Raw genomic sequence first — 23,150 nt, 5'->3', positions numbered from 1 at the left:
AATTAGCGTCGCTAAATAAACGGGGTTCGCCCTCGGCGTGCGTCAGAATGAGCCCGTGCAGCAGCAGGATGAGAAGGACCGCATCTTCGTCGCCGACGACGGGGTGCGCCTCCACTACGACGTGTACGCCGCCCGAGGCGCGGAGGAGGGGCCGCGCGCGGCCGTGCAGGTGTCGCACGGCGTGGGCGAGCACGCGGGCCGCTACAGCGCGCTCGGCGAGCACCTCACCGCGGCCGGGTACACCGTCTACGCCGATGACCATCGCGGCCACGGCCGGACCGGGCTCGAGCAGTGGGGCGGCGACCACTCCAGGCTCGGGAGGCTCGGGCCGGGGGGGCTGCGCGCGGCCATCCGCGACCTGCGCGGATTCACGGCGCTCATCCGCGACGAGAACCCCGACCTCCCGCTCGTGCTGATCGGCCACAGCTGGGGTTCGCTCATGGCCCAGATGGTGCTCAACCGGCACAGCGAGGACTACGACGCGGCGGTCCTGTCGGGGACGGCCTATCGGGTGGTCGGCTCCATGAACAGCGGCGACCTCAACAAGCGGCACGCGCACCTCGGTGCGACCGGTGCGGAGTGGCTGAGCCGCGATCCCGCCGTCGCACAGGCGTTCATCGACGACCCGCTCACCACACTGACCCCGCTGCAGAAACTCTTCGGCATGGCCGACGCGGCCCGTCTGCTCGGGAGACCGGCCCGTGACTTGACGCGCGACCTGCCGCTGCTCATCCAGGTCGGCTCCGACGACCCCCTGGGAGGCGAGGCCAGCGCCCGCAAGCTGGAGCGCGCGTACCGGGTGCGCTCCGGGCTCAGCGACGTGACGGCGATCGTCTACCCGGGGGCGCGGCACGAGGTCTACAACGAGACCAACCGGGCCGAGGTCTTCGCCGACCTCACGGCCTGGCTCGACGCGCGCTTCGCCTCGCGGGGCTGACGCGCGCCTCCAGCGTCAGCCGAGCGCCCGGTAGAGCCGGTTGCCGCCGGCAGCGAGTGCGAACCCGGTCGCGACGATGGCGGCGACGCCGCCCGCATAGGCGATGAAGAGGTGAGACGACCCCGTCTTCGCCGAGAAGAAGGTGACGGCCAGGGCGGCGATCGACCCGATCGCGCACACGGCCGCCGCCCAGACGAGCGGCCACAGGCGGCTGCGGACCGGAGGCTGGGCGGGTGGCAGTCGCAGGCTCGCGAGCAGCATCCCCGCGATGCAGCCCCAGAACGCAACCACGAGCATGGCCGCGACGACGTCGCTCGGGCGGTGCCACTGCTCGACGAGGGTGGAGGCGCCCGCCGCGATCGCGAAGACCGACCCGATCACCGCGGTGAGCGGCCGGAAGCGGGGGGAGACGACGAGGAACACGACGAGCGCGGCGGAGGCGGCGACGGCGGTGTGCCCGGAGGGGAGCGAGTTGGAGAGGCCGACGTCGACGCCCTTCGACGGACGCGACAGCACGGTGTACTTCAGCAGCTGGGTGCTCACGTTGGCGGCGATGGCGGCGCCCACGGCGATCGCGAAGACGAGCCAGTTGCGCCGCACCAGCACGATGATGATGGCGAGCACGGCGCCGATCACGACGGCCGCGATGGGGAGCGCGTTCAGGAAGGTGTGCGCGAAGTCGATGAGACCGCCCTTCCAGGCGTCGGCCCCGGCGAAGGCCTTCTCGTCGATGACCTGGCCCATGTAGCTCTGCACGAAGACGAGGTAGACGACCGCGAACGCGGCTGCGGCTGCCAGGGCTCCCCACAGGAAAGGAAGGGCTCGGAGACCGGGTCGCATAGTCAACCACCCTCCCACAAGGTCCTGAACGACATCGGAAAGGACGCCCTCAATCGGCGAAGAGGACGGGCGGGTCGGCGGTCGCGAAGCGCGCGCGCATGACCTCGATCGCCGCCGGGTTGCTGTCGACGAGGAGGAACCGCCTCCCGAGCGCGGCGGCCACCGCGCCCGTCGTGCCGCTCCCGGCGAAGAAGTCGAGCACCCAGTCGCCCTCGCGGCTCGACGCCTGGAGGATCCGGCGCAGCACGCCCTCCGGCTTCTGCGTGGGGTAGCCGGTCTTCTCGCGGCCCGTGGGCGAGACGATGGTGTGCCACCACACGTCCGTGGGCAGCTTGCCGAGCTCGGCCTTCTCGGGTGTGACGAGGCCTGGCGCCATGTACGGCTCCCGCTCGACGGCGGCCGAGTCGAACAGGTACGAGGAGGGGTCCTTCACGTACACGAGGATCGTGTCGTGCTTCGCCGGCCAGCGGTTCTTCGGCTTCGCGCCGTAGTCGTAGGCCCAGATGATCTCGTTGAGGAACGACTCCCGGCCGAAGAGCGCGTCGAGCAGCACCTTCGCGTAGTGCGCCTCCCGGTAGTCCAGGTGGAGGTACAGGGTGCCGTCGGTCGCGAGCAGGCGCCAGGCCTCGATGAGCCGCGGCTCGAGGAAGGCCCAGTAGTCGTCGAACCGGTCGTCGTACTGGAGCAGGTCGCCCTTGATCCGTTCGTAGCTGCGGCCCTTGAAGCCGATCACCGAGCCGGCTCCTCCCTCCGACCGGACCGATGTCGTGCTGCGCCGGGCCTGCGAGCGCCCCGTGTTGAAGGGAGGGTCGAGGTAGATCAGGCGGAAGGCGCCGTCGGGGAGGGTCGCCACCGCCTCCAGGTTGTCGCCGCGCACGACCGTGCTGGGGCCGTCCGCACGCCACGCCGGCGGCCGGCCGGGTGCGGTCCGATCCGCGGGGAGGGGCTGCGACATGCTCCCATTCTCGCCCACCGGGCGGTGCCGGGTCGGCAGGGGCTAGCGTTGATCCCATGACGCTGACCGTCGAGAACCAGCCGGAGCAGTCCCGTTACGTGATCGTCCGCGAGGGGGAGGTGATCGGCGTCGCGGAGTACGAGCATCGCAGCGACGCGATCGTCTTCACGCACACCGAGGTCGACCCCGAGAAGCGCGAGAAGGGCATGGCGTCGACGCTCGTGCAGGCCGCGCTCGACGACGTGCGGGACAACACCGGGCTCCGCGTGATCGCCGCGTGCCCCTACGTCCGGCACTGGATCAGCGAGCATCCCGACTACGCCGACCTGCAGGCGCGCTAGCGCGGCCGTCCTCGCTGGGCGCCCGGCCCTCCGCGCGCTGGCCGCGGCCGGCCGTGCCGACGTCGATCGTGATCTTGCCGCCGTCCCACACGCCCTTGTCGCCGTCGCCCGGAAGAGGCGCCGGCGCCGGGAGGAGCGACTGCCGGTCGAGCTCCTGCTGGGCCTCGTGCCGCGCCGGCGCGAAGATCTCGTCGAACGACCCTCCGATCGCGCCGCTCATGGTGCCGGACCCGCGCTTCGACTTGTTCGAGAGGTCGATCCAGCCGAGCTTCGCGGCGACGACGAGGACGGCGATGAGCACCACGAGTGTTCCGACGACCCAGAAATTCACGTCGTCCAGGTTACCGGGGCGGGTAGCCGTCCCCTCTGGGGATCCTCTGAGGATGCTGTGTGCGGCGGCGGCGTGTTTCCGCGCCCCGGCCCGCGGCCCGGCGGCTCAGGGCACGCGGTAGAGCCACTCGTCGGTGGCGAACTTCTCCGCGACGAGCCGCTCGGCGGCGGCGTACTCGGCGTCCGTGATGTCGCCGTCGATCGCCCCGTAGAGGCTGCGGAACGTGAGCTTGAGCTGCTCGATGATCTCGGCGCGGGTGAGGCCCGTCTGGCTGCGGAGCGGGTCGACGCGCTTGACGGCGGAGGCGATGCCCTTGTCGCTGATCTTCTCGCGGCCGATCCGGAGCACCTCCGTCATCTTCTGGCCGTCCATGTCGTAGCTCATGGTGACGTGGTGGAGCACCGCGCCCGATCCGAGGCGCTTCTGCGCGGCGCCGCCGATCTTGCCCGACGGGCTCGTGATGTCGTTGAGCGGCTGGTAGACGGCGTCGATGCCGAGCGACTTCAGCGCGACGATGGCCCACTCGTCGAGGAACGCGTAGCTGTCGGCGAAGCTCATGCCCTGCACGAGGTCGGCCGGCGCGTAGATGGAGTAGGTGACGACCGAGCCCGCCTCCATGAACATGGCGCCGCCTCCCGAGATGCGCCGCACGACCTGGATGCCGTACCTCGCGGCGTTCTCGGGATCGACCTCGTTCTTGACGGACTGGAAGCTGCCGATGACGACCGCCGGCTCCTCCCACTCCCAGATGCGGAGGGTGGGACCGCGCCGGCCCTCGCCGACCTCGTTCGTGAGCACCTCGTCGAGGGCCAGGTGCATCTGCGGCGAGACCGCCTTCGAGTGCACGATCTCCCAGTCGTAGTCGCGCCAGCTCGTCGCGCGGGCGAGCGCCCGGCGGACGGTGACGGCGACGGCCTCGGGCGAGAAGCCGAGGAGGAGCGCCCCGTCGGGGAGGGCGTCGCGGACGGCCGCCGCGATGGTCTTCGCGTCGGTGTCGGCGGAGAGGCCCTCCACCGCGCCGTTGATCGCCTCCAGGGCCGTGTCGGGCTCGAGGAAGAAGTCGCCCGCGAGCTGGAAGTCGGCGATCCGGCCATCGACCACGTCGAGGTCGACGACGACGAGCTTGCCCCCGGGGACCTTGTACTCACCGTGCATGGGATCAGCCTACGACCGCTGCGCTGCTCGTCGGGCGCAAACGGGAACGGCCGCCACCCGCGAGGGGTGACGGCCGTTCCGCAGGGGTGCGGCTCAGTCGATCGCGGGCCGCGGGCGCTGCGCGCGGACCGACGCGGTGTCGGCTCCGGGCTCCACGAGCGCACCGAGCTCGTTCGCGGCGCGATTCGCCAGGATGCCGGTGTCGTACTCCTCGTCGTCGTCGGCAGCCGAGGCCACCGCACCGACGGGAACGCGGTCCCGATCCTCCGCGGCAGCGCGCTCGGACGCGGCGTCGTCGGCGGCCTCCTGCAGCGCGGACTTCGCACGCAGCGGCGGCGTCTTGAAGAACAGCGACAGGATGAAGGCCAGGAGCACGACGACCATGGCGACCCAGTACACCTGGACGGCCGACTCGCTGAATCCGACGAGGAACGGCTTGGTGAGCCGCGGGTCGGCGTTGTTCAGGAACGACGTGTCGTTGATCGACGAGCTGGTGCTCGACGACGTCCCGGCCTTGTCGAACTGGGCCTGGATGGTGGGAACGGCCTTGTCGACGACGGCCTGACGCTGCGTCTCGTTCGAGAAGTCGATCGGCTCGGCCGGCACGGCCTGCTCCGCGACGCTCTGCGGGACGCCCTTGGCCACGGCCTGCTGGACACCGGCCGCGTGGGCGGCGGCCTGGGCGTTCTTCTCGATCGGCACCGTGAACTTGGAGTAGATCGTGTCCATGATCTGCTTGTTCTCCGGGGCACTCGCGACCGACGGGGTCAGCGCGGCGTCGAGCGCGTCGCTGAGGGTCCCCTTGTCGGCGAGCGAGCCCTGGATGTTCGCCGGGAAGACCGTGAACAGGAGGGAGAGCAACACGGCCGTACCGAGCGTTCCACCGATCTGGCGGAAGAACGTGGAGGCGCTGGTCGCCACACCCATGTCGCGCAGCCCGACCGAGTTCTGGCTCGCGATCGTCAGCGTCTGCATCAACTGGCCGAGACCCAGGCCGATGAGGAGCATCGCGCCGGCGACGAACCAGTACGAGCTGTCGTACTTGAGGAACGTCAGGTAGAAGAACCCGCCCGCGAGCATCGCCGTGCCGATGATCGGGAACTGGCGGTAGTGGCCGGTGCGGGAGATGATCTGGCCGGAGGCGATCGAGGAGATCATGAGGCCGAGGATCATCGGCAGCAGCTGGAGGCCCGACACGGTCGGCGTCGAACCGAGGACGATCTGCAGGTAGAGCGGCAGCGTCAGCATGGCGCCGAACATGCCGAAGCCGACGAGCACACCCATGACCGTGGCCATCGAGAAGGTGCTCGAGCGGAACAGCTTGATCGGGATGAGCGCGTCGTCCTTCATGGCGATCTCGATCAGGATGAAGGCGATGATGCCGATCCCGCCGATCACGTAGCAGGAGATCGACGCGGCGCTGGCCCAGCCCCACTCGCGGCCCTGCTCGGCGACGAGGAGGAGCGGGACGAGGGCGACGATCACGCCGGCCGCGCCCCACCAGTCGATGCGGGCGGACCCCCGCGAGCGCTTCGGCAGGTGGAGGAAGCGCAGCACCATGGCGAGGGCGATGATGCCGATCGGCACGTTGATGAGGAACACCCAGCGCCAGCCGGCGATCCACAGGATCTGGTCGGCCCCGGCGAAGAGGCCGCCGACGAGCGGGCCGACGAGGCTCGAGATGCCGAAGACGGCGAGGAAGTAGCCCTGATAGCGGGCGCGCTCGCGCGGCGCTAGCATGTCGCCCATGATCGCGAGCGGCATCGACATCAGACCGCCGGCGCCGAGGCCCTGGATGGCCCGGAAGGCGGCCAGCTCGATCATCGAGGTGGAGAAGGACGCGAGGATCGAGCCGACGATGAAGATGACGATCGCGATGATGAACAGCGGCCGGCGACCGAAGATGTCGGAGAGCTTGCCGTAGATCGGCGTCGAGATCGTCGAGAGGATCAGGTAGCCGGTGGTCACCCACGCCTGCTGGCTGAGGCCGTGGAGGTCGTCGCCGATGGTGCGGATCGCCGTGCCGACCACGGTCTGGTCGAGGGCGGAGAGGAACATGCCGGCCATGAGACCGAAGATCACGAAGAGGATCTCCCGGTGCGACATGATCGGCTGGGGTGCGGCGGTCGCCGCTCGTGTTTCGCTGGACATCAGTCTCCGAGTCGAGAGTCGTCAGGGGACGCCCGAAGCACGCGGGGCGTCACACCGGTGTGGGGCCGAAAGAAAATTGCGGAGACTGCAAAGTTACACCCAGTGCGCCTTGTCGAGCAACGCGTGAACCCCGCCTCCGGGGCCCGTTCGCCAGGGGCGAACGGGCCCGTGGACCCGCGGTTTCCCGCGGCGGCACCACCGTCGTACACCCGGCCGCGTCCCCCATCCAGGTGGCGCAAAGGAAGCGGGAGTACCGTGGGCGCGGCCGTACCCGTGTCTGTCTATTCGCCCAAAGGTCGTATGAGTCCTCTCAGAACCCGCATCCTCTCCGCGGCCGCCGTCGCCGCGGCGGTCGCTCTCGTCTTCACGGGTTGCGCCGGCGAACCCTCGCCGGTCACCAAGGCCATCGCGCACGCTGCGACCACGCCGACGCCCCAGAGCACCGCCGTCTCGTCGATCGAGCCCGCCGCAGGCAGCGTGTCGGGCGGCACGGTGACGATCACGGGCAGCGGGCTCGCCTCCATCGGAGCGGTCCAGATCGGCGGCCAGCCGGCAACGGTGACCGAGACGAGCGCCGACAAGATCGTGGCGCAGGTCCCGGCGGCCCAGAACTTCCAGCCGGGTCAGGTACCGGTGACGGTCACCGCCAAGGACGGGAAGCCCGTCCCCACCGACGGCAAGACGTACGACTACCAGGTGCAGACCCCGGTCGACAAGCAGCTCCAGTACGCCCTCACATACTGGAAGAACTACAACACCGCGCAGTTCGGCGACCTCAACCCGGTCGGCGGCGACTGCGCCAACTTCGTGAGCCAGACGCTCCTCGCGCGCGGGTGGCAGATGAACGGCGAGTGGTACAACCGCAACGCGGCCGCCAGCTGGAGCCCGGCCTGGGGCTACGTGCCCGCCATGGACAACTACTTCCGCGAGAACGCGGCCCAGCTCGGGCTCACCGAGTACTCGTTCGACCAGCGCGACAAGATCAAGGTCGGCGACATCGTCATGTTCGACTGGAACAACAACGACTCCCTCGACCACGTCCAGATCGTGTCCGGCGTGCAGAACGTGAACGGCAAGATCAAGATCCTCATGGCCGGCCACAACGAGGACAGCGACTACCGCGACCTCGACGAGGCGATCACGGTGGACCACCCGGGTGGCACCGGGCACTTCTGGAGCCTTTCCAAGTAACGCAGACGCCCCCGAAGAGGGGGGTGCCGCGGTACGGAGGCGACTCCTCCGCGGGTTAGGCTCATCGCGTGATCTCGGTGACCGGGCTCGCCGGGTACCGACGGGCGCTCGTGCGGCGCGGCTCCTGCGTGGCGGCCGCTCTCGCCGTCGCCGTCGTGCTGGCCGGCTGCAGCGCTGCGAGCTCCGAGAGCCCGTCGCACGCCTCCCTCCCTCCCCACCGAGCGGGACGCACGGCGCTGCCGACACCCGAGTCGCGCCTTCTCGGGACGCCGACCCCGACCGCGTCCCCCACGCCGGCCTTCGACCGGTACGCCTCGTCGGTGAGCGACCCGCGCAGTCCGTGGGTCGTGGTCAACAAGCAGCGCCCGCTGTCCCCGCTCGACTACGCGCCGGCCGACCTGACGTACCCCGATCTCCCGAACATCAACCATCAGCCCATGCGCGCTGAGACCGCCGCGGCGCTCGTCGCGATGTTCCGCGCCGGCAAGGCGGAGGCGGGGCTCGACTTCTCCGTGCAGAGCGCCTACCGCTCGTTCGAATCGCAGAAGCGGGTGTACGACGCCGACGTCGCGCAGCACGGCCAGGCGTATGCCGACGGCGACACCGCCCGCCCGGGCCACAGCGAGCACCAGACCGGGTTCGCCGTCGACATCAGCGCGGTCCCCGCGGCGTGCTCGCTCGACGCCTGCTTCGGAACGACCCCGCAGGGCCGATGGCTGGCCGCCAACGCCTGGAGATTCGGCTTCCTGCTGCGGTACCCGGCCGACAAGGTCGCCGTCACCGGCTTCACCTACGAGCCCTGGCACTTCCGCTACATCGGGACGTCGCTGGCGGCCGAGCTGCACGCCACGGGAGTGACCACGCTGGAGGAGTTCTTCGGGCTCCCGGGCGGCACCGAATACCGCTGACCGGGCAGCGGCGGGACTAGACGGATCGGTACAGTGGGAGCCATGGTCGTCGACGCGGAGGCGTTACAGCAGACAGAGAGCCGGCGGCAGCGCGCGCTGGCCGGGCTCGGCATCCTCGACTCGGGGCCGGAGGCGCGGTTCGACCGGGTCACGAGACTCGCGCAGCAGCTGTTCGGCGTGCCGATGGTCAGCATCACCCTCCTCGACGGCCCGCGCCAGTGGCGGAAGTCGCACGTCGGGCTCTCCACCGAGGCGCCGCGCGAGGGCGCCTTCTGCGACGCGACGGTCCAGCAGGATGCGGCGCTCGTCGTCCCCGATGCGGCCGCGGACGAGCGGTTCCGGATGAACCCCTTCGTCCAGGGCGACCCGCACCTGCGCTTCTATGCCGGGGAGCCCCTCCACGCGCCCGGCGGCGAGGCCGTCGGGACGTTCTGCGTGCTCGACACCGTCCCCCGGGAGCTGAGCCCGGAACAGCTGGGGGTCCTCCGTGATCTGGCCGACTGGATCCAGGCCGAGCTGGAGCGCGACGACGAGCTGGACCGCGCCACGGTCGCGCAGAAGGCGCTGCTCCCGCGCAGGAAGCCGAGGGCGCTGGGGTACGACGTCGCCGCCGCTTGCGAGCCGTCGCGCGGCGTCTCGGGCGACTTCTACGACTGGTACGACATGGGCGACGACTTCTGCGTCACCGTCGCCGATGTCATGGGCAAGGGGATGGCGGCGGCGATGGTGGCCGCCTCCGTCCGGACAGCGCTTCGCGGCGCCATGAGCGTCTCCGATGTCGGAGGCGCTGTCGATGCGGCCTCGTTCGTGGTCGAGGACGACCTCGACCAGCTGTCCACGTTCGTCACGCTCTTCCACGCGCGCGTCGGCGTCGACGGGTCGGTGCGCTTCGTCGACGCGGGGCACGGCCTGGCGCTCATCGTCCGCGCCGCCGGGCGGTTCGACCGGCTCGACGCGACGTCGATGCCCCTCGGCATCCCCGGAGGCGAGCCCCGCGAGACCGGGCAGGCGCACCTCGCACCCGGCGACGCCCTCGTCTGCTTCAGCGACGGGATCCTCGACGCGCTGGGCGGCGATCGGGCGCTGCCGCGGCTGGAGGCGATCGTCCGCAGCTCGGCGACCGCGGCGGGAGCGGTGTCGCGGATCGTGAGCGCGGCCCGGGCCGGCCTCCCGATCGACGACATGACAGCGGTCGTCGTCCGCAGGGGCGATCGGTGAGGGGCGCGCTGCTCCGCGTCGTCGCACTGCTGGCCGTGCTCGCCGGGCTGAACTACGTCGTCTGGCGCTGGCTCGCATCGGTGAACTGGGAGGCGTGGTGGATCGCCGTACCGCTCGTCATCGCCGAGACGTACAGCCTCGTCGACACGTTCTTCTTCGCGATGACCATGTGGCGCCTCCGGGTCAGGAGCGGCCCGGACGCGCCTCCTGCCGGCACCGTCGACGTGTTCATCACGACCTACGACGAGCCGATCCCGCTCGTCATGGCGACCGCGCGGGCCGCGCAGCGGATCGGCTATCCGCACACCACCTGGGTGCTCGACGACGGCGACCGGCCCGAGATGCGCGCCGCCGCCGAGGGCGAGGGAATCGGCTACATCACCCGCACCGAGGACTGGACCGATAAGCCGCGGCACGCGAAGGCGGGCAACCTCAACAACGCGCTGTTCCAGACCGACGGCGAGTTCCTGCTGATCCTCGACGCCGACCAGATCCCCGAGCCGCAGATCCTCGACCGCACCCTCGGGTACTTCGCCGACCCCGAGGTGGCGCTCGTGCAGACGCCCCAGTACTTCACCAACGTCGACGACGCGGACCTGCTCGGCAACCAGGCGCCCCTGTTCTACGGCCCGATCCAGCAGGGCAAGGACGGCTGGAACGCCGCCTTCTTCTGCGGCTCCAACGCCGTGCTCCGCCGGGAGGCGCTCATGCAGCTCGGCATCTCGGGGTACGTGCGCGACGTCGAGCAGACGGTGCGCGACTCCCTCCGGACGGCGGAGCGGATGCTCGCGCGCGCCTCCCGGTCGTCGCGCTCCGAGCCGGAGGCGGCGGAGCTCGTCGCGGAGCTCCGGACCCGCGTGCACGAAGCGAGCGAGCGGCTGCGCGCCGGCGAGAGCGTGGGCGAGGTGACCTTCCGCCTCCGCTCGGAGGTCGACGAGATCTCCCGCGCCGCCGTCCGCGGCCACCTGACGGCGATGGAGGAGGACCTCGCCGCGATCGCTCAGCTCCCGTTCGAGCAGGACTCCGAGCTTCCCGCCTTCGTCGTCGACGACGCGGCGCTCGATCGGCTCGCCGAGCGCGACTGGTCGCCCCTCGGCGCGATCGAGTCCGTGCAGAGCATCACGGAAGCGCTCGCCGTCGACCGGCCCGACCAGGCGCAGCCCGTCATGCCGATGGCCACCATCTCGGTCACCGAGGACATGGCCACCGCCATGCAGCTGCACGCCAACGGGTGGAGGAGCGTCTACCACCACGAGCTGCTCGCGCGGGGCCTCGCCCCGGAGGACCTCGGCACGATGCTCAAGCAGCGCCTCCGCTGGGCCCAGGGCACCCTCCAGGTGATGCTGAAGGACAACCCGCTCGCGAAGCGGGGCCTCGACGCCGGTCAGCGCATCATGTACTTCGCGACGATGTGGAGCTACCTCGCCGGATTCGCCGCTGTGGTCTATCTCGCCGCCCCGGCGATCTACCTGCTCGCGGGCGTGATGCCCGTGACCGCGTGGAGCGTGGACTTCTTCGCCCGCTTCATCCCGTACTTCGTGCTCAGCCAGCTCATGTTCCTCATCGCCGCGCACGGCGTCCGGACCTGGCGCGGCCAGCAGTACGCCCTCGCGCTGTTCCCGCTGTGGATCAAGGCGTGCTGGACCTCGGCCGCCAACGTCTGGTTCCGGCGGCCGCTCGGCTTCGTCGTCACGCCGAAGGAGCGGAACGGCCGCGCCCCGGTCCCGTGGCGCGAGATCTGGCCGCAGCTGACGGCCATGGCCGTCCTCGTCATCGCCTCGGTCGTCGGCGTGCTGCGCGTCATCGCCGGGACGGCCGATGGCGTCGGCACACTGGTCAACACCGTCTGGGTCGTCTACGACCTCGTCGTGCTCAGCATCATCCCCCGGGCCGCGCTCTACCGGGGACCGGCCGCTCACACGGCGCGAAAGGAGAACTTCCACCGATGAACATCACGACCACCGTCCGTCCCGACGGCGTGGCGGTGCTGGCCGCGGAGGGCCGCATCAACCTCGTCACGGCGCCCGAGGTCCGCCGCGAGGTGCAGCGCGCCGTCGACGAGGGGCACGCACGCATCGCCATGGACCTGACCGCGGTCGAGTTCATCGACTCATCCGGGCTCGGGGCGCTCATCAGCGGACTGAAGACCGCCCGCATGGCGGGCGGCGACCTCCGCATCGCCGGGGCCGCCGATCAGGTGACGAGCGTGCTGCGGCTCACGAACCTCGACCGCATCCTGCGGGTGCACGCCTCGGCCGACGACGCCTACCGTGACTGAGCCGTTCCGCGAGTCGTTCCGGGCGCCGGCCGACCTCGCGTCCATCGGCCGGGTGCACGAGATCTTCGAGCGCCTCTCCGAGCGCCGCCCCGACCTGACCGGCGACCTCCGGAGCGCGTTCGAGCTGGCCGTGGTCGAGGTCGTCACCAACGTCGTGCAGCACAGCGAGGAGGAGCGGCCGGTGCAGGTCGAGCTCCTCATCCGGACCACGCCGGGCGGGCTGGAGGCGGTCGTCACCGACGACGCGCCTCCCGTCGACCTCGCCGTGGCGGACGCGGCCATGCCGGACCCGGAGGACCTCGGCGAGTCGGGGAGGGGCCTCGCGCTCATCGGCCTGCTGGTCGACCGGTTCGAGCACGAGCCGCTCGCGGCCGGCAACCGCTGGACGCTGGCCCGCGGCTGAACGCCGAGGGCGGCCGCAGCTAGGCGCCGAGGGCGTCGCCGACGATCCGCTTCGCCTCCTCCTGGACCTCGCGCAGGTTGTCCTCCCCGTCGAACGACTCGGCGTAGATCTTGTAGACGTCCTCCGTGCCGGACGGCCGCGCGGCGAACCAGGCGCGGGCGGTCTGGACCTTGACCCCGCCGAGCGCGGCGTCGTTGCCCGGCGCGCGACTCAGCTTGGCGGTGATCGGCTCGCCGGCTAGCTCGGTCGCGGTGATGGCGTCGCCGTCGAGCTTGCTGAGAGCCGCCTTCTGGTCAGGCGTCGCGGGAGCGTCCACGCGCTGGTACACGGGGTCACCGAAGCGCTCGGTCAGCTCGCGGTACAGCTCGGAGGGCGACTTGCCGGTCACCGCCCGGATCTCGCTCGCGAGGAGGGCCAGCAGGATGCCGTCCTTGTCGGTCGTCCACGCGGTGCCGTCGAACCGCAGGAAGCTCGCGCCCGCGCTCTCCTCGCCGCCGAACCCGACGGTCCCGTCGATGAGGCCCGGGACGAACCACTTGAAGCCGACCGGGACCTCCCACAGGCGCCGGCCCAGCGACTCGGCGACACGGTCGATGATCGAGGACGACACGAGGGTCTTGCCGACCGCGGCGTCCTTCCGCCACCCCGTGCGCGTGCGGAACAGGTAGTCGATCGCGACGGCCAGGTAGTGGTTCGGGTTCATGAGGCCGCCGTCGGGCGTGACGATGCCGTGCCGGTCGGCGTCGGCGTCGTTGCCGGTGAGGATGTCGTAGTCGCCGCTGCGCGCCACCACGGACGCCATCGCCGAAGGGCTCGACGGATCCATCCGGATCTTCCCGTCCCAGTCGAGCGTCATGAAGCTCCAGGTGGGGTCCACCTCCGGGTTCACGACCGTGAGGTCGAGGCCGTAGTGCTCCGCGATGAGCTGCCAGTAGTGCACGCTCGCACCGCCGAGCGGGTCGGCGCCGATGGTGATGCCGCTGTCGCGGATCGCCTTGACGTCGATGATGTTCTCGAGATCGGCCACGTAGGCGCCGCGGAAGTCGTACGTCTCGACGCCGCTCGGCTCGGCCTGGCGCACCTCCCGCATGCCGTTCGCGATGATCTCGTTGGCGCGGTCCGCGATCCACTTCGTGGCATCGGTGTCGGCCGGGCCGCCGTGCGGCGGGTTGTATTTGAAACCCCCGTCGGAGGGCGGGTTGTGGCTCGGCGTCACGACGATGCCGTCGGCGCGGTCGTCATGGCCTTCGCGGTTGTATCTGATGATCGCGTGCGAGACCGCCGGGGTCGGCACGTAGTCGTCGAACTCGTCGACGAGCACGCGGACGTCGTTGCCGACGAGCACGGCGAGGGCGGTCGTCGTGGCGAAGTCGCTGAGCAGGTGCGTGTCCGCACCGATGAAGAGCGGCCCGGTGATGCCCTGCGAGTTGCGGTACTCGACGATCGCCTGCGTCGTCGCCGCGATGTGGTCCTCGTTGAAGGCGGTGTTCAGCGACGAGCCGCGGTGGCCCGAGGTGCCGAACACGACCCGCTGCTCGGGGATCGAGACGTCGGGCTTCAACTCGTAGTACGCGCGCCGGAGGGCGTCGACGTCGATGAGGTCGGAGGGCTGCGCGGGGGTGCCTGCTCGATCGGTCATGAGCACTACTCTTCCACGAGGTCCGGCGACGGGGGAGGGGCGGCTCGCGTCGCTAAGCTGAACGCCATGTCCGACGCCCCCGGCCCCGCCGAACCGACCGCTGAGCTGCCCGCCTCCGTCGACGAGGTGTACAGCTTCCTCGGGCCGTCCGGCACGTTCACGGAGGCGGCCCTCGCGCAGGTCCCCGAGGCCCGCGGCAAGAAGTGGCGCGCCGTCAACAACGTCGGGGAGGCGCTGGCCGATGTCGTCGCCGGCCGCAGCGTCGCCGCGATGATCGCGATCGAGAACTCGATCGACGGCGGCGTCTCGGTCGCGCAGGACGCCCTCGCCACCATCCCCGGCCTGCGGATCATCGGCGAGTACCTCGTCCCCGTCCGGTTCGTGCTCGTCGGCCGCCCCGGGACGGCGCTCGCCGACGTCCGCACCGTCAACGCGCACCCGGTCGCGTACGCGCAGTGCCACCAGTGGCTCGACCGCGCGCTGCCCGGCCATGCGCACCTCCCTGCCTCGAGCAATGTCGCGGCCGCCGCCTCCCTGTTCGAGGGCAGCACCGCGGACGCCGCGATCGCGCCTCCCGGCATCGTCGACCGGCTCGATGTGGAGGTGCTGGCCGACGAGATCGGCGACAACCCGAACGCGGTCACCCGGTTCGTGCTGGTGAGCACCTCGCGGGCCGTGCCGCCGCCGACCGGCGCCGACAAGACGAGCCTCATCGCCGAGCTGCCCGACGACCGCCCCGGCGGTCTGCTCGAACTGCTCGAGCAGTTCTCGACGCGCGGCATCAACCTGAGCCTCATCGAGTCGCGGCCGATCGGCGACGCGCTCGGCCGGTACCGGTTCGTCATCGACGCGGACGGTCACATCGGCGACGAGCGGGTGGCGGACGCGCTGCTCGGTCTCCGGCGCTTCAGTCCGTCGGTCATCTTCCTCGGGTCGTACCCGCGCGCCGATCGCGAGCGGATCCAGTTCGACCCGCGCTACCGCGACGAGGTCTTCACCGAGGCGCGCGAATGGCTGGCGTCGCTCACCGAAGAGACCGGTCCGGCCGCGCCCGCTCAGGGGTAGGCTGCGCAGAAAGGGCCCGGAGGAACGGTCCCTTCGGGAGGACGCATGGTCGCAGACGACGAGCAGGCCTCCGGCCGCGCCGAGGGGTTCGACCCGCGCTACGACCCGGCGTTCCAGCGCGGCTACCGGGCTCTGCCCGGGGAGTCGCCGCGCACACGGAGGAGGCCGCTCCCGCTCGACGATCAGCCGCCCCGCCCCTCCCGGCCGGCTTGGGGCCTCGGCGACGACGAGCTCGACGCCGCGGAGAGCCCGTCGATGGCGATCGCGTCGTTGCCCGAGGTGGCGGCCGAGCCCGCCCGCGCCATCGAGCCGGAGAGGGAGCCCGCTCCGGCCGTCGTCGTCGCGGCCCCGGGGCTGCTGGACCGGATCGAGCTGTCGCCGCGCCGCAACCCGGTAATGCTCGCCCTGTGGATCGTGGGCGCCGGCTTCGTGGTCGTGGGCATCGTGCTCTACTGCGTGTCGGTCACCGTCTCCTATGCGGGCCCGACGCCGAACTCGGACGTCGGATCGCTCGTCTTCGCGCAGCTCGGGTGGATGCTCGCCGGGCCGCTCATCACGGTGGGGCTCGTGACGATCGTCGGGCTGCTCTTCCTCACCGCCGTGGCCGGGCGCAGGCCCGAGGCCGCGCCCGCGGAGGCCGAGGGCGGCGGCGAAGGGTGACGCTCCGGGGCGTTCCCGCGCCGACGCCGGGCGTTCACCCGCTGCGCCCATCCCGCCTCCCCGCCGGTCGATAAGCTGGGACGGTGATCGATCCCGTCCTGCTCCGTGAGAACCCTGACGTCGTCCGGCGCTCCCAGGAGGCGCGCGGCGACTCCGTGCAGCTCGTCGACGAGGCGATCCAGGCCGACATCGAGCGCCGCGCCGCGATCACCGCCTTCGAGGAGCTCCGGGCCGAGCAGAACGCCTTCGGCAAGACCGTCGCGGCGGCGCCCAAGGAGCAGAAGAAGGAGCTCGTCGCCCAGGCGCAGCAGCTCGCCGGCCGGGTCAAGGAGGCGCAGGCCGCCGCGAACGACGCCGAGGCCCGGTTCGACCGCGTGCTCCGGAGCATCGGCAACCCCATCGTCGAGGGCGTGCCCGCCGGCGGCGAGGACGACTACGTCGTGCTCAAGACGGTGGGCGGGATCCCCGCGTTCGACTTCGAGGCGCGCGACCACCTCGAACTCGGCGAGCTCCTCGGCGCCATCGACATGGCGCGCGGGGCCAAGGTCTCCGGCGCGCGGTTCTCGTTCCTCCGCGGCGTCGGCGCCCGGCTCGAGATCGCGCTGATGAACATGGCGCTCGACAAGGCCGTCGCCAACGGGTTCGTGCCGATGATCACGCCGACCCTGGTGAAGCCCGAGATCATGCAGGGCACCGGCTTCCTCGGCGCGCACGCCGACGAGGTCTACCACCTCGCCGCCGACGACCTGTACCTCACGGGCACGAGCGAGGTGGCGCTCGCCGGATACCACGCCGACGAGATCATCGACGTGGCGCAGCCCCTCCGCTACGCCGGGTGGTCGACCTGCTACCGGCGCGAGGCCGGGTCGGCCGGCAAGGACACCCGCGGCATCATCCGCGTGCACCAGTTCAACAAGCTCGAGATGTTCGTCTACACCCTCCCCTCGGAGGCGGAAGCGGAGCACGCCCGGCTCCTCGGCTGGCAGGAGGAGATGATGCAGGCGCTCGGCCTCAGCTACCGCGTCATCGACACCGCCGCCGGCGACCTCGGCTCGAGCGCGGCCCGCAAGTACGACGTGGAGGCGTGGATCCCGACCCAGGGCCGCTATCGCGAGCTGACCTCCACCTCCAACTGCACCACCTTCCAGGCGCGCCGACTGGAGATCCGCTACCGCACCGAGAGCGGCAAGACGGCGCCGGTCGCGACGCTCAACGGAACGCTGGCGACCGACCGGTGGCTCGTGGCCATCCTCGAGACGCACCAGCGAGCGGACGGCTCGGTCGTCGTGCCGGAGCCGCTCCGCCCGTACCTCGGCGGCCTCGAGGTGCTGGAGCCGGTCGCCCCGTGACGCAGGAGGCGCAGGTCGCGGCCGAATCCCTCCCGGGGCGGCGTCCCGGGGGTGCCGACGGGCGCCTCCTCATCGCACTCGACGTGGACGGCACGCTCATCCACGAGGACGAGACGGTCGGCGATGCGGTACGCGATGCGGTCGCGCGGGTGCGCGACGCCGGCCACGAGGTCATGCTCGCGACGGGTCGCAGCTGGGAGACGGCTCGACCCATCCACGAGCGGTTCGGGCTCACGAGCGAGTTCGTCGTCTGCGCCAACGGCGCGCTGACCATGCAGCGCGACGAGTCTCAGCCGGACGGGTACCGGCGCGAGTTCATCGAGGTGTTCGACCCCGCGGAGGTGCTGCGCACGATCCGCGGGCACCTCCCGACCGGCAGCTTCATGGTCGAGGGGCCGACGGGCTTCCGGCACTACACGGCGGGCATGACCGACTGGGAGCTCGTCAACGCCGCCGAGGTGCCGTTCGAGGAGCTCCTCGAGCGCCCCGCCACGCGCGTCGTCGTCGTCTCGCCGCAGCACGACGAGGAGGAGTTCCTCTCGATCGTGGAGCGGATGGGCCTGCAGCGGGTCAGCTACTCGATCGGCTGGACGGCGTGGCTGGACATCTCGCCCGACGGCGTCAACAAGGCGACCGCCATGGAGCGGGTCCGGCACGCGCTCGACATCCCCCGCAGCAACGTCGTCGCCGTCGGGGACGGCCGGAACGACATCGAGCTGCTGCAGTGGGCCGGTCAGGAGGGGCTGAGCGTCGCGATGGGACAGGCGCCCGACGAGGTCAAGGCGGTCGCCTCCCGGGTCACCGGCGCCGTCGTCGAGGACGGGGTCGCACACCTCCTCGACACGCTGTGAGGGCACCCCGTCCAGATTTCTGCCAGTCTCCCGTGGCATCCTGATTCGAGGTGTGCGCTCTCCCACAGGCGCGCGCCTTCGTCGTCGGTCATCGTCCTCCCCACGGGCAGCGGCCGGCGTCACAGCGCGATAGCGCCTGCCCGCCCGCCGATGCCGCCCCGTCGAAAGGGAGTGAATGAGCGACACCCCGACCCGCGCCCAGGCGCGAGCCCAGGAGAAGTCGGCCGGACCCTCCATCCGGCACGGACGACTCAAGCGCCACCACCCGTTCAAGACGGTCCTGGCCGTGGTCGCGGCGCTCGTGGCCGTCATCGGGGTCAGCGGGATCGGCCTCGGCGCGTACGCCGCCGTCGACGTGGCCACGAGTTTCAAGAAGTCCGTCAAGCTCGTGGACAGCAAGGGCCAGGAGGTGACGCCCGGCGTCGGCGCGATGGACGGCGCCTTCAACGTGCTGCTCGCCGGCTCGGACTCCGGTGACGGCAACCCGGCCTACGGCACCCGCGGGGAGGCGCTCAACGACGTCACGATGCTGCTGCACGTCTCCGCCGACCACAAGAACGCGACCGTCATCAGCTTCCCGCGCGACATGTTCGTCGCCATCCCGTCCTGCCCCGACCCCAAGGGCGGCAGCTTCGACGCGATGAGCAGGCAGAAGATCAACAACTCGCTCAGTTACGGCGGGCTCGCCTGCACGGTGCTGACGGTCGAGAAGCTGACCGGGCTGGACATCCCGTACGCGGGGGTCATCGAGTTCGACGGCGTGATCGAGATGTCGAACGCGGTCGGCGGCGTCCCGGTCTGCGTCGCGGGCAACATCAACGACCCGTACACCGGGCTGAACGTGAAGGCCGGCCAGCAGACGCTGCAGGGCGCCGAGGCGCTCGCCTTCCTCCGCACCCGCCACGGGGTGGGCGACGGCTCCGACCTCGGCCGCATCAGCAACCAGCAGGTCTTCCTCTCCTCGCTGGTGCGCACCATCAAGAGCGCGGACACCCTCGCGAACCCGGTGAAGGTGTACGCCCTCGCCAAGGCCGCGACGAGCAACATCACGCTCTCCGAGAGCCTCAACAACCCGACCACCATCGCCTCCATGGCCATGGCGCTCAAGAACATCGACGTGTCGAAGGTCGTGTTCGTGCAGTATCCGAACCACTACGTCGACGGAGGCGTCGCGCCGACGGTCGACGCGGCGGACACGCTCATCACGGCGCTGAAGAACGACCGGCCGGTGTCGCTGACCGGTGACACGGGCATCGGCTCGGAGGCGGACCCGAATGCGCCCGGTGGGGCGGGGGCGGCGACGCCGGCGCCGGCTGCGCCGTCGGGGTCGGCTGCGCCGGCGACGCCGGGGACGGGGTCGGGTTCCGCCGACGGTTCCGGGTCAGGCTCCGGGGCGACTGCGGCGGACGGGACGGTGCAGCTGCCGTCGGACGTTCACGGTCAGACCGCGGCGCAGTACACCTGCTCGAAGCCGTTCTCGGAGTAGAGCCGCCCGCGCGGCGCGGGGGCCGGCGCGTGAGACGTCACCAATGGCCCCTTCGCGCCCGATTTCGCGGCCTGAGGGGGCCATTAGTGACGGCTCATCGCCCGAGACCTGCTGGCGGCTGTGGATAAATCGGCGACCGAGGTCGTCCCGCCGAGGTGTCCGCGTACGAGTCGGCCCCGTTCGCTAGAATCGGGCGACGCCGGTTCTCCGGCGCCGGGAGGGCTGTCCGAGCGGCCGATGGAGCCAGTCTTGAAAACTGGTGGACAGAAATGTCTCGTGGGTTCGAATCCCACGCCCTCCGCAGTGAATCAGGGGGCGCGATCCCAGTTGTTTGCCGGGATCCACCCCCAGCCGAACCTCTGGTTCGAGACGATTTGACAACAAACTGACAACAAACGAGTCCGAGCACTTAGGTGTAGTTCCTCGACACGTTGTGAACAGCTGAGGTAGGCGAAGACCTCCGTGGAGGATGTGGGTTACCACACTCACAGTCACCAACGGAGGTCTTCGTGACTCACGCTAATGCACCCTTGACGCCGGAGGGGCGCCGACGCCTGGTCGAGCTCGTGTTGGAGAGCGGCTGGTCGCTGCGGCGGGCGGCGGAGCGGTTCCAGTGCTCGCCGGCCACGGCGAAACGCTGGGTCGATCGTGCTCGCTCAGGCTTGTCGATGACGGATCCGTCTTCTCGGCCACGGTCCTCGCCGAACCGGTGCTCGAGGCGGTTGGAGCATCGGATTGTCGCGTTGTTGCGCCCCGGGTTTATCGGAGGCTCGCGGTGACCCGTTCGCTGTTGCGATCGGGGGTTCGGTGTGAATCGTAGTGCTGCTGTTCGTGTTCGACGGGCGGGATCATCCCGATCGCTGAGTGCAAGCGTCGGTGGTTGAACCAGTCGATGTATTCGGCGACGGCGAACTCGAGGTCCTCGATCGATCTCCAAGGGCCGCGGTGGCGGACGAGTTCGGCTTTGAAGAGCGAGTTGAACGCCTCGGCGAGGGCGTTGACGCTCCTATAGTTGTCAACTTCCGATTTCGCCGGTCGTCGGGTTGGCTTTGACGAGGTGATAGACCTCGCGGATGACGTAGCGCTTGAGGCACCGGATGATCTCGCGTTTGCTCTTGCCCTCGGCGGTGCGGCGAGCGACGTAGGCGATTGTCGGCTCGTGGAACCGCATTCGGACGATCACCGTGCGATAGATGGCGGCGTTGAGTTGGCGGTGTCCGCCGTGGTTGATGCGATGCCTGCCGCTGGTCATGCCTGAGCCTGTTGGGACGGGGCTGATGCCGGCGAGTTTCGCGAATGCTGACTCGGATCGGATGCGTTCGGGATTGTCGCCGGCGACGATGAGGATCTCGGCTGCGGTGTCGATGCCGATGCCGAATTGCTCGACCAGTTGCGGGGCGGTGTTGGTGACGAGCTGCTCGATCATCGCGGTGAGTTCCTTTGCTTCGGCGTCCAGGTTCTGCCAGCGGCGAGCGAGGGAGCGCAGCGAGTGTCGCAGCGCGTCGTCGGGGGTGTCTAACGCTCGCGGGCGTAGCGCAGCGAGATGGCGGGCGAGCATGATCTGGGACTTGCGGCTGGTTTCCCGGCGCAGCTCATCGGCTCCGTGGACGAGCATTGCTTTGATCGTGACCATCGTCGCGGAGCGCTCCGTGACCGCGGAATCATGGGCGATCTTGAGCTGACGGATCATTTCAACCGTCCCGTCCGCGGTCTTCGGTGTCGCGGTCGCGAACCCGGCCAGAACGGATCGGGCGGCGTTCTCCGCATCGAGGGTGTCCGATTTGCCGTTCACTCGTCGGGACCGCCTGTCGGGTCGTCCCGCCTCGACGACCTTGTGTCCGTGGCGGCGCAGGAACGATGTCAAGGTTGCCCCATAGGAGCCGGTCCCCTCGATGCCGAGCGCGAGGATCTTTCCGAACGACGCACCCCATTCCAGCACCTGTTTGAATCCCGCCTGGTCGGTCGTGATCGTCAGCGTTGCGAGGATCCCTCCGATGGTGTCCATCACGGCGGCGACGTGAATGTGCTTATGTGTGTCGATGCCGATAACGACGTGCCCGGAGCGGGCCGTTTCGAGGGCTGTCATAGCGTGCTGTCTCCTGCCGGTTAGCGTTGATGTCACGCTGTCGCCGGCGGGTGGACAGGACTGTCACGGGGACGCTCTCAAAAGTCTGCTCCAGGCTCCTATTAGGTCACGCCCGTCCGGCGGCAGCGGTTCTTGCATGCCCGGCCGGGCGGTCGACAGATCAACGCCAAGACACCATCTGGGTCAGTCATAAGCACGGGTCAGACCGCGCCGGCCAGGACTACCCGATCCTCGCGGGATCCGGTAGAAACAGACTGACAGTCGTAGCAGTCGCCGCGGGAGCCGACCGAGGCGACCGAGGCGACCGCGCCGGCTTCGGCGAGACGTTCGGTGTAGCGGATCGCTCGATATTGGACTCCTCGGTCGCTGTGATGGGTGAGCCCGGTGGTGTCGTGGCCGTCGTGTTCCCGCGTCCAGATACCCATTTCCAAGGCGTCGAGAGCGAGATCGGTGCGCAGGTTGGTGGAGAGTTGCCAGCCCACCACGCGTCGAGAGAACACGTCGGTCACGAACGCCGCGTAGACCCAGCCGGCGAAGGTGCGGATGTAAGTGATGTCCGCGACCCAGAGCTGGTCGGGGCGTGTTGCGGTGAAGGCGCGCTCAACCAGATCCAGGGGCAGCGCGGCAGGGTCACCCGCGATCTTCGTGCGCGGGCCGCGAGCTCGAGTGACACCGCGCAGCCCATCGCGACGCATCAGCCGTTCGACGGTGCACCGTGCGAGCGTGTGCCCTTCGCGGCGCAGCTGAGCGTGCACCTTCCGGGCCCCGTAGACGCCGAGATTCTCTGCATGGACCCGGCGGATCTGAGTCAACGCGCGCTCATCGCTGAGCGCCCGCGCGGACGGCGGCGCGGTCTTCGCGGCGTAATACGTCGACGGGGCGATCGGCAGTTCCTCGCAGATCGGCTCGACCCCGAACTCATCCTTGTGCGCGTCGATGTAATCAACCATCAGCTGTGTGGGCGGTCGAGCTCCGCCGCGAAGAAAGCCGACGCGCTGCGAAGAATCGCGTTCGCCCGACGCAACTCGCGGACCTCGCGTTCAAGGTTCGCAATGTGTTCCGCGTCGTCGCTGGAGCGGCCCGGCCGCAAGCCGCCATCGACCTCGGCCCGCTGGACCCACCCGCGAAGCGTGTCCGACGGGATCCCGAGCTGCTGCCCGACCCGCGTGCACGCGCCACGACGGCCACCATCTTCATCACGTGCGGCCAGAACCAGCCGCACAGCCCGCTCCTTCAACTCAGGCGGATACTTCCTCAACTTCGGCGTACCCCTCATCCTTTCGGGATGTCAGGAGCCTCCACCAGA

At 70.0% G+C, this 23,150-nt stretch carries 22 protein-coding genes, 1 tRNA gene, 2 pseudogenes and 1 other annotated feature; of the genes and pseudogenes, 15 read left to right on the top strand and 10 right to left on the bottom strand.

Annotated features, from left to right (window positions below; translation table 11 throughout):
• Nucleotides 1-55 precede the first annotated feature (55 nt).
• Nucleotides 56-937 carry an alpha/beta fold hydrolase gene (locus FPT20_RS17755; RefSeq protein WP_233265676.1) on the top strand — a complete coding sequence of 294 codons (882 nt, stop codon included), beginning with the start codon at nt 56-58 and terminating at the stop codon, nt 935-937.
• A gap of 15 nt (nt 938-952) precedes the next feature.
• Here the strand turns inward: FPT20_RS17755 and FPT20_RS17750 are convergent, their stop codons facing one another.
• Together FPT20_RS17750 and FPT20_RS17745 are read right to left on the bottom strand one after the other, a co-directional pair.
• A complete protein-coding gene (locus tag FPT20_RS17750; RefSeq protein ID WP_158868444.1) occupies nt 953-1,777 on the bottom strand; it encodes a phosphatase PAP2 family protein in 825 nt (274 codons plus the stop codon).
• 49 nt (nt 1,778-1,826) lie between these two features.
• The gene (locus tag FPT20_RS17745; RefSeq protein WP_199246079.1) at nt 1,827-2,732 is read right to left on the bottom strand and encodes a DNA-methyltransferase; all 906 of its coding nucleotides are present in this window, start codon (nt 2,730-2,732) and stop codon (nt 1,827-1,829) included.
• Nucleotides 2,733-2,788: 56 nt separating this feature from the next.
• On the opposite strand from FPT20_RS17745, the gene FPT20_RS17740 reads away from it, so the two are divergent.
• On the top strand, nt 2,789-3,073 hold the full coding sequence (locus FPT20_RS17740) for a GNAT family N-acetyltransferase (RefSeq protein ID WP_158868442.1): 285 nt from the start codon (nt 2,789-2,791) through the stop codon (nt 3,071-3,073).
• Here FPT20_RS17740 and FPT20_RS17735 read toward each other — a convergent pair.
• From FPT20_RS17735 to FPT20_RS17725, 3 genes are all read right to left on the bottom strand, one after another.
• Complete coding sequence (locus tag FPT20_RS17735; RefSeq protein WP_199246077.1) at nt 3,033-3,404, bottom strand: hypothetical protein; 372 nt, start codon at nt 3,402-3,404, stop codon at nt 3,033-3,035. The two genes, FPT20_RS17740 and FPT20_RS17735, sit on opposite strands and share 41 nt — an antisense overlap.
• Before the next feature lie 105 nt (nt 3,405-3,509).
• Nucleotides 3,510-4,559, bottom strand: coding sequence for a lipoate--protein ligase family protein (locus FPT20_RS17730; RefSeq protein ID WP_158868440.1), 1,050 nt, complete (start codon nt 4,557-4,559; stop codon nt 3,510-3,512).
• A gap of 93 nt (nt 4,560-4,652) precedes the next feature.
• A complete protein-coding gene (locus tag FPT20_RS17725) occupies nt 4,653-6,710 on the bottom strand; it encodes an MDR family MFS transporter (protein ID WP_158868438.1) in 2,058 nt (685 codons plus the stop codon).
• A gap of 300 nt (nt 6,711-7,010) precedes the next feature.
• Between FPT20_RS17725 and FPT20_RS17720 the strand changes: the two genes are divergently transcribed.
• The 6 genes from FPT20_RS17720 to FPT20_RS17695 all read left to right on the top strand — a co-directional run bounded on the left by FPT20_RS17720 (nt 7,011) and on the right by FPT20_RS17695 (nt 12,708).
• A complete protein-coding gene (locus FPT20_RS17720; RefSeq protein ID WP_158868436.1) occupies nt 7,011-7,901 on the top strand; it encodes an amidase domain-containing protein in 891 nt (296 codons plus the stop codon).
• A 68-nt stretch (nt 7,902-7,969) separates the two neighbouring features.
• The gene (locus FPT20_RS17715; protein ID WP_233265675.1) at nt 7,970-8,809 is read left to right on the top strand and encodes a M15 family metallopeptidase; all 840 of its coding nucleotides are present in this window, start codon (nt 7,970-7,972) and stop codon (nt 8,807-8,809) included.
• 42 nt (nt 8,810-8,851) lie between these two features.
• On the top strand, nt 8,852-10,027 hold the full coding sequence (locus FPT20_RS17710) for a PP2C family protein-serine/threonine phosphatase (protein WP_158868434.1): 1,176 nt from the start codon (nt 8,852-8,854) through the stop codon (nt 10,025-10,027).
• Nucleotides 10,024-11,976 carry a glycosyltransferase family 2 protein gene (locus FPT20_RS17705; protein ID WP_158868432.1) on the top strand — a complete coding sequence of 651 codons (1,953 nt, stop codon included), beginning with the start codon at nt 10,024-10,026 and terminating at the stop codon, nt 11,974-11,976. Before FPT20_RS17710 ends, FPT20_RS17705 begins: the two co-directional genes overlap by 4 nt.
• On the top strand, nt 11,973-12,305 hold the full coding sequence (locus FPT20_RS17700; RefSeq protein WP_158868430.1) for an STAS domain-containing protein: 333 nt from the start codon (nt 11,973-11,975) through the stop codon (nt 12,303-12,305). The genes FPT20_RS17705 and FPT20_RS17700 overlap by 4 nt, the downstream gene beginning before the upstream one ends.
• Nucleotides 12,298-12,708 carry an ATP-binding protein gene (locus tag FPT20_RS17695; protein ID WP_158868428.1) on the top strand — a complete coding sequence of 137 codons (411 nt, stop codon included), beginning with the start codon at nt 12,298-12,300 and terminating at the stop codon, nt 12,706-12,708. Before FPT20_RS17700 ends, FPT20_RS17695 begins: the two co-directional genes overlap by 8 nt.
• 19 nt (nt 12,709-12,727) lie before the next feature.
• On the opposite strand, the gene pgm is transcribed toward FPT20_RS17695, so the two are convergent.
• Nucleotides 12,728-14,347, bottom strand: a complete 1,620-nt coding sequence (gene pgm, locus FPT20_RS17690) for a phosphoglucomutase (alpha-D-glucose-1,6-bisphosphate-dependent) (RefSeq protein ID WP_158868426.1) — start codon at nt 14,345-14,347, stop codon at nt 12,728-12,730.
• 66 nt (nt 14,348-14,413) lie between these two features.
• On the opposite strand from pgm, the gene pheA reads away from it, so the two are divergent.
• The 7 genes and pseudogenes from pheA to FPT20_RS17655 all read left to right on the top strand — a co-directional run.
• The gene (gene pheA / locus FPT20_RS17685) at nt 14,414-15,412 is read left to right on the top strand and encodes a prephenate dehydratase (protein ID WP_158868424.1); all 999 of its coding nucleotides are present in this window, start codon (nt 14,414-14,416) and stop codon (nt 15,410-15,412) included.
• Nucleotides 15,413-15,457: 45 nt separating this feature from the next.
• Nucleotides 15,458-16,072: a hypothetical protein gene (locus FPT20_RS17680; RefSeq protein WP_158868422.1), complete on the top strand. Its 615-nt coding sequence runs from the start codon at nt 15,458-15,460 to the stop codon at nt 16,070-16,072.
• A gap of 83 nt (nt 16,073-16,155) precedes the next feature.
• Nucleotides 16,156-17,421 (top strand): serine--tRNA ligase, encoded by a 1,266-nt coding sequence (gene serS, locus FPT20_RS17675; RefSeq protein WP_158868420.1) that lies wholly within the window; start codon nt 16,156-16,158, stop codon nt 17,419-17,421.
• The gene (locus FPT20_RS17670; RefSeq protein WP_158868418.1) at nt 17,418-18,272 is read left to right on the top strand and encodes an HAD family hydrolase; all 855 of its coding nucleotides are present in this window, start codon (nt 17,418-17,420) and stop codon (nt 18,270-18,272) included. Before serS ends, FPT20_RS17670 begins: the two co-directional genes overlap by 4 nt.
• A 175-nt stretch (nt 18,273-18,447) precedes the next feature.
• Entirely contained in the window at nt 18,448-19,758 is a 1,311-nt protein-coding gene (locus FPT20_RS17665) for an LCP family protein (RefSeq protein ID WP_158868416.1), read from the top strand.
• A 216-nt stretch (nt 19,759-19,974) separates the two neighbouring features.
• Nucleotides 19,975-20,059: transfer RNA gene (locus tag FPT20_RS17660), tRNA-Ser, on the top strand.
• A 208-nt stretch (nt 20,060-20,267) separates the two neighbouring features.
• A pseudogene (locus FPT20_RS17655) lies at nt 20,268-20,504 on the top strand (leucine zipper domain-containing protein); the annotation flags it as partial.
• Between the two features lie 13 nt (nt 20,505-20,517).
• On the opposite strand, the pseudogene FPT20_RS17650 reads toward FPT20_RS17655, so the two are convergent.
• From FPT20_RS17650 to FPT20_RS17635, 4 genes and pseudogenes are all read right to left on the bottom strand, one after another.
• A pseudogene (locus FPT20_RS17650) lies at nt 20,518-20,757 on the bottom strand (integrase core domain-containing protein); the annotation flags it as partial.
• 16 nt (nt 20,758-20,773) lie between these two features.
• Entirely contained in the window at nt 20,774-21,844 is a 1,071-nt protein-coding gene (locus tag FPT20_RS17645) for an IS110 family transposase (RefSeq protein ID WP_158868414.1), read from the bottom strand.
• A 200-nt stretch (nt 21,845-22,044) separates the two neighbouring features.
• Nucleotides 22,045-22,794, bottom strand: a complete 750-nt coding sequence (locus FPT20_RS17640; RefSeq protein WP_158868412.1) for an IS3 family transposase — start codon at nt 22,792-22,794, stop codon at nt 22,045-22,047.
• Nucleotides 22,720-22,833, bottom strand: a sequence feature (AL1L pseudoknot). Its footprint overlaps the gene before it by 75 nt.
• Nucleotides 22,794-23,120 (bottom strand): transposase, encoded by a 327-nt coding sequence (locus FPT20_RS17635; protein WP_267902733.1) that lies wholly within the window; start codon nt 23,118-23,120, stop codon nt 22,794-22,796. (Overlaps the previous feature by 40 nt.) Before FPT20_RS17635 ends, FPT20_RS17640 begins: the two co-directional genes overlap by 1 nt.
• Between the last annotated feature and the right edge of the window lie 30 nt (nt 23,121-23,150).

The sequence above is a fragment of the Leifsonia sp. AG29 genome (assembly GCF_009765225.1).
Lineage (GTDB): Bacteria > Actinomycetota > Actinomycetes > Actinomycetales > Microbacteriaceae > Leifsonia.
The sequence above is the reverse complement of the archived record's forward strand: the minus strand, read 5'-3'. Positions and strand labels throughout refer to the sequence as shown.

Coding starts and splice junctions, on each gene's coding strand:
- FPT20_RS17750 (WP_158868444.1), bottom strand. CDS start 1,777: ATGCGACCCGGTCTCCGAGCCCTTCCTTTCCTGTGGGGAGCCCTGGCA.
- FPT20_RS17745 (WP_199246079.1), bottom strand. CDS start 2,732: ATGTCGCAGCCCCTCCCCGCGGATCGGACCGCACCCGGCCGGCCGCCG.
- FPT20_RS17740 (WP_158868442.1), top strand. CDS start 2,789: ATGACGCTGACCGTCGAGAACCAGCCGGAGCAGTCCCGTTACGTGATC.
- FPT20_RS17730 (WP_158868440.1), bottom strand. CDS start 4,559: ATGCACGGTGAGTACAAGGTCCCCGGGGGCAAGCTCGTCGTCGTCGAC.
- FPT20_RS17725 (WP_158868438.1), bottom strand. CDS start 6,710: ATGTCCAGCGAAACACGAGCGGCGACCGCCGCACCCCAGCCGATCATG.
- FPT20_RS17720 (WP_158868436.1), top strand. CDS start 7,011: ATGAGTCCTCTCAGAACCCGCATCCTCTCCGCGGCCGCCGTCGCCGCG.
- FPT20_RS17710 (WP_158868434.1), top strand. CDS start 8,852: ATGGTCGTCGACGCGGAGGCGTTACAGCAGACAGAGAGCCGGCGGCAG.
- FPT20_RS17700 (WP_158868430.1), top strand. CDS start 11,973: ATGAACATCACGACCACCGTCCGTCCCGACGGCGTGGCGGTGCTGGCC.
- pgm (WP_158868426.1), bottom strand. CDS start 14,347: ATGACCGATCGAGCAGGCACCCCCGCGCAGCCCTCCGACCTCATCGAC.
- pheA (WP_158868424.1), top strand. CDS start 14,414: ATGTCCGACGCCCCCGGCCCCGCCGAACCGACCGCTGAGCTGCCCGCC.
- FPT20_RS17680 (WP_158868422.1), top strand. CDS start 15,458: ATGGTCGCAGACGACGAGCAGGCCTCCGGCCGCGCCGAGGGGTTCGAC.
- FPT20_RS17665 (WP_158868416.1), top strand. CDS start 18,448: ATGAGCGACACCCCGACCCGCGCCCAGGCGCGAGCCCAGGAGAAGTCG.
- FPT20_RS17645 (WP_158868414.1), bottom strand. CDS start 21,844: ATGACAGCCCTCGAAACGGCCCGCTCCGGGCACGTCGTTATCGGCATC.
- FPT20_RS17640 (WP_158868412.1), bottom strand. CDS start 22,794: ATGGTTGATTACATCGACGCGCACAAGGATGAGTTCGGGGTCGAGCCG.
- FPT20_RS17635 (WP_267902733.1), bottom strand. CDS start 23,120: ATGAGGGGTACGCCGAAGTTGAGGAAGTATCCGCCTGAGTTGAAGGAG.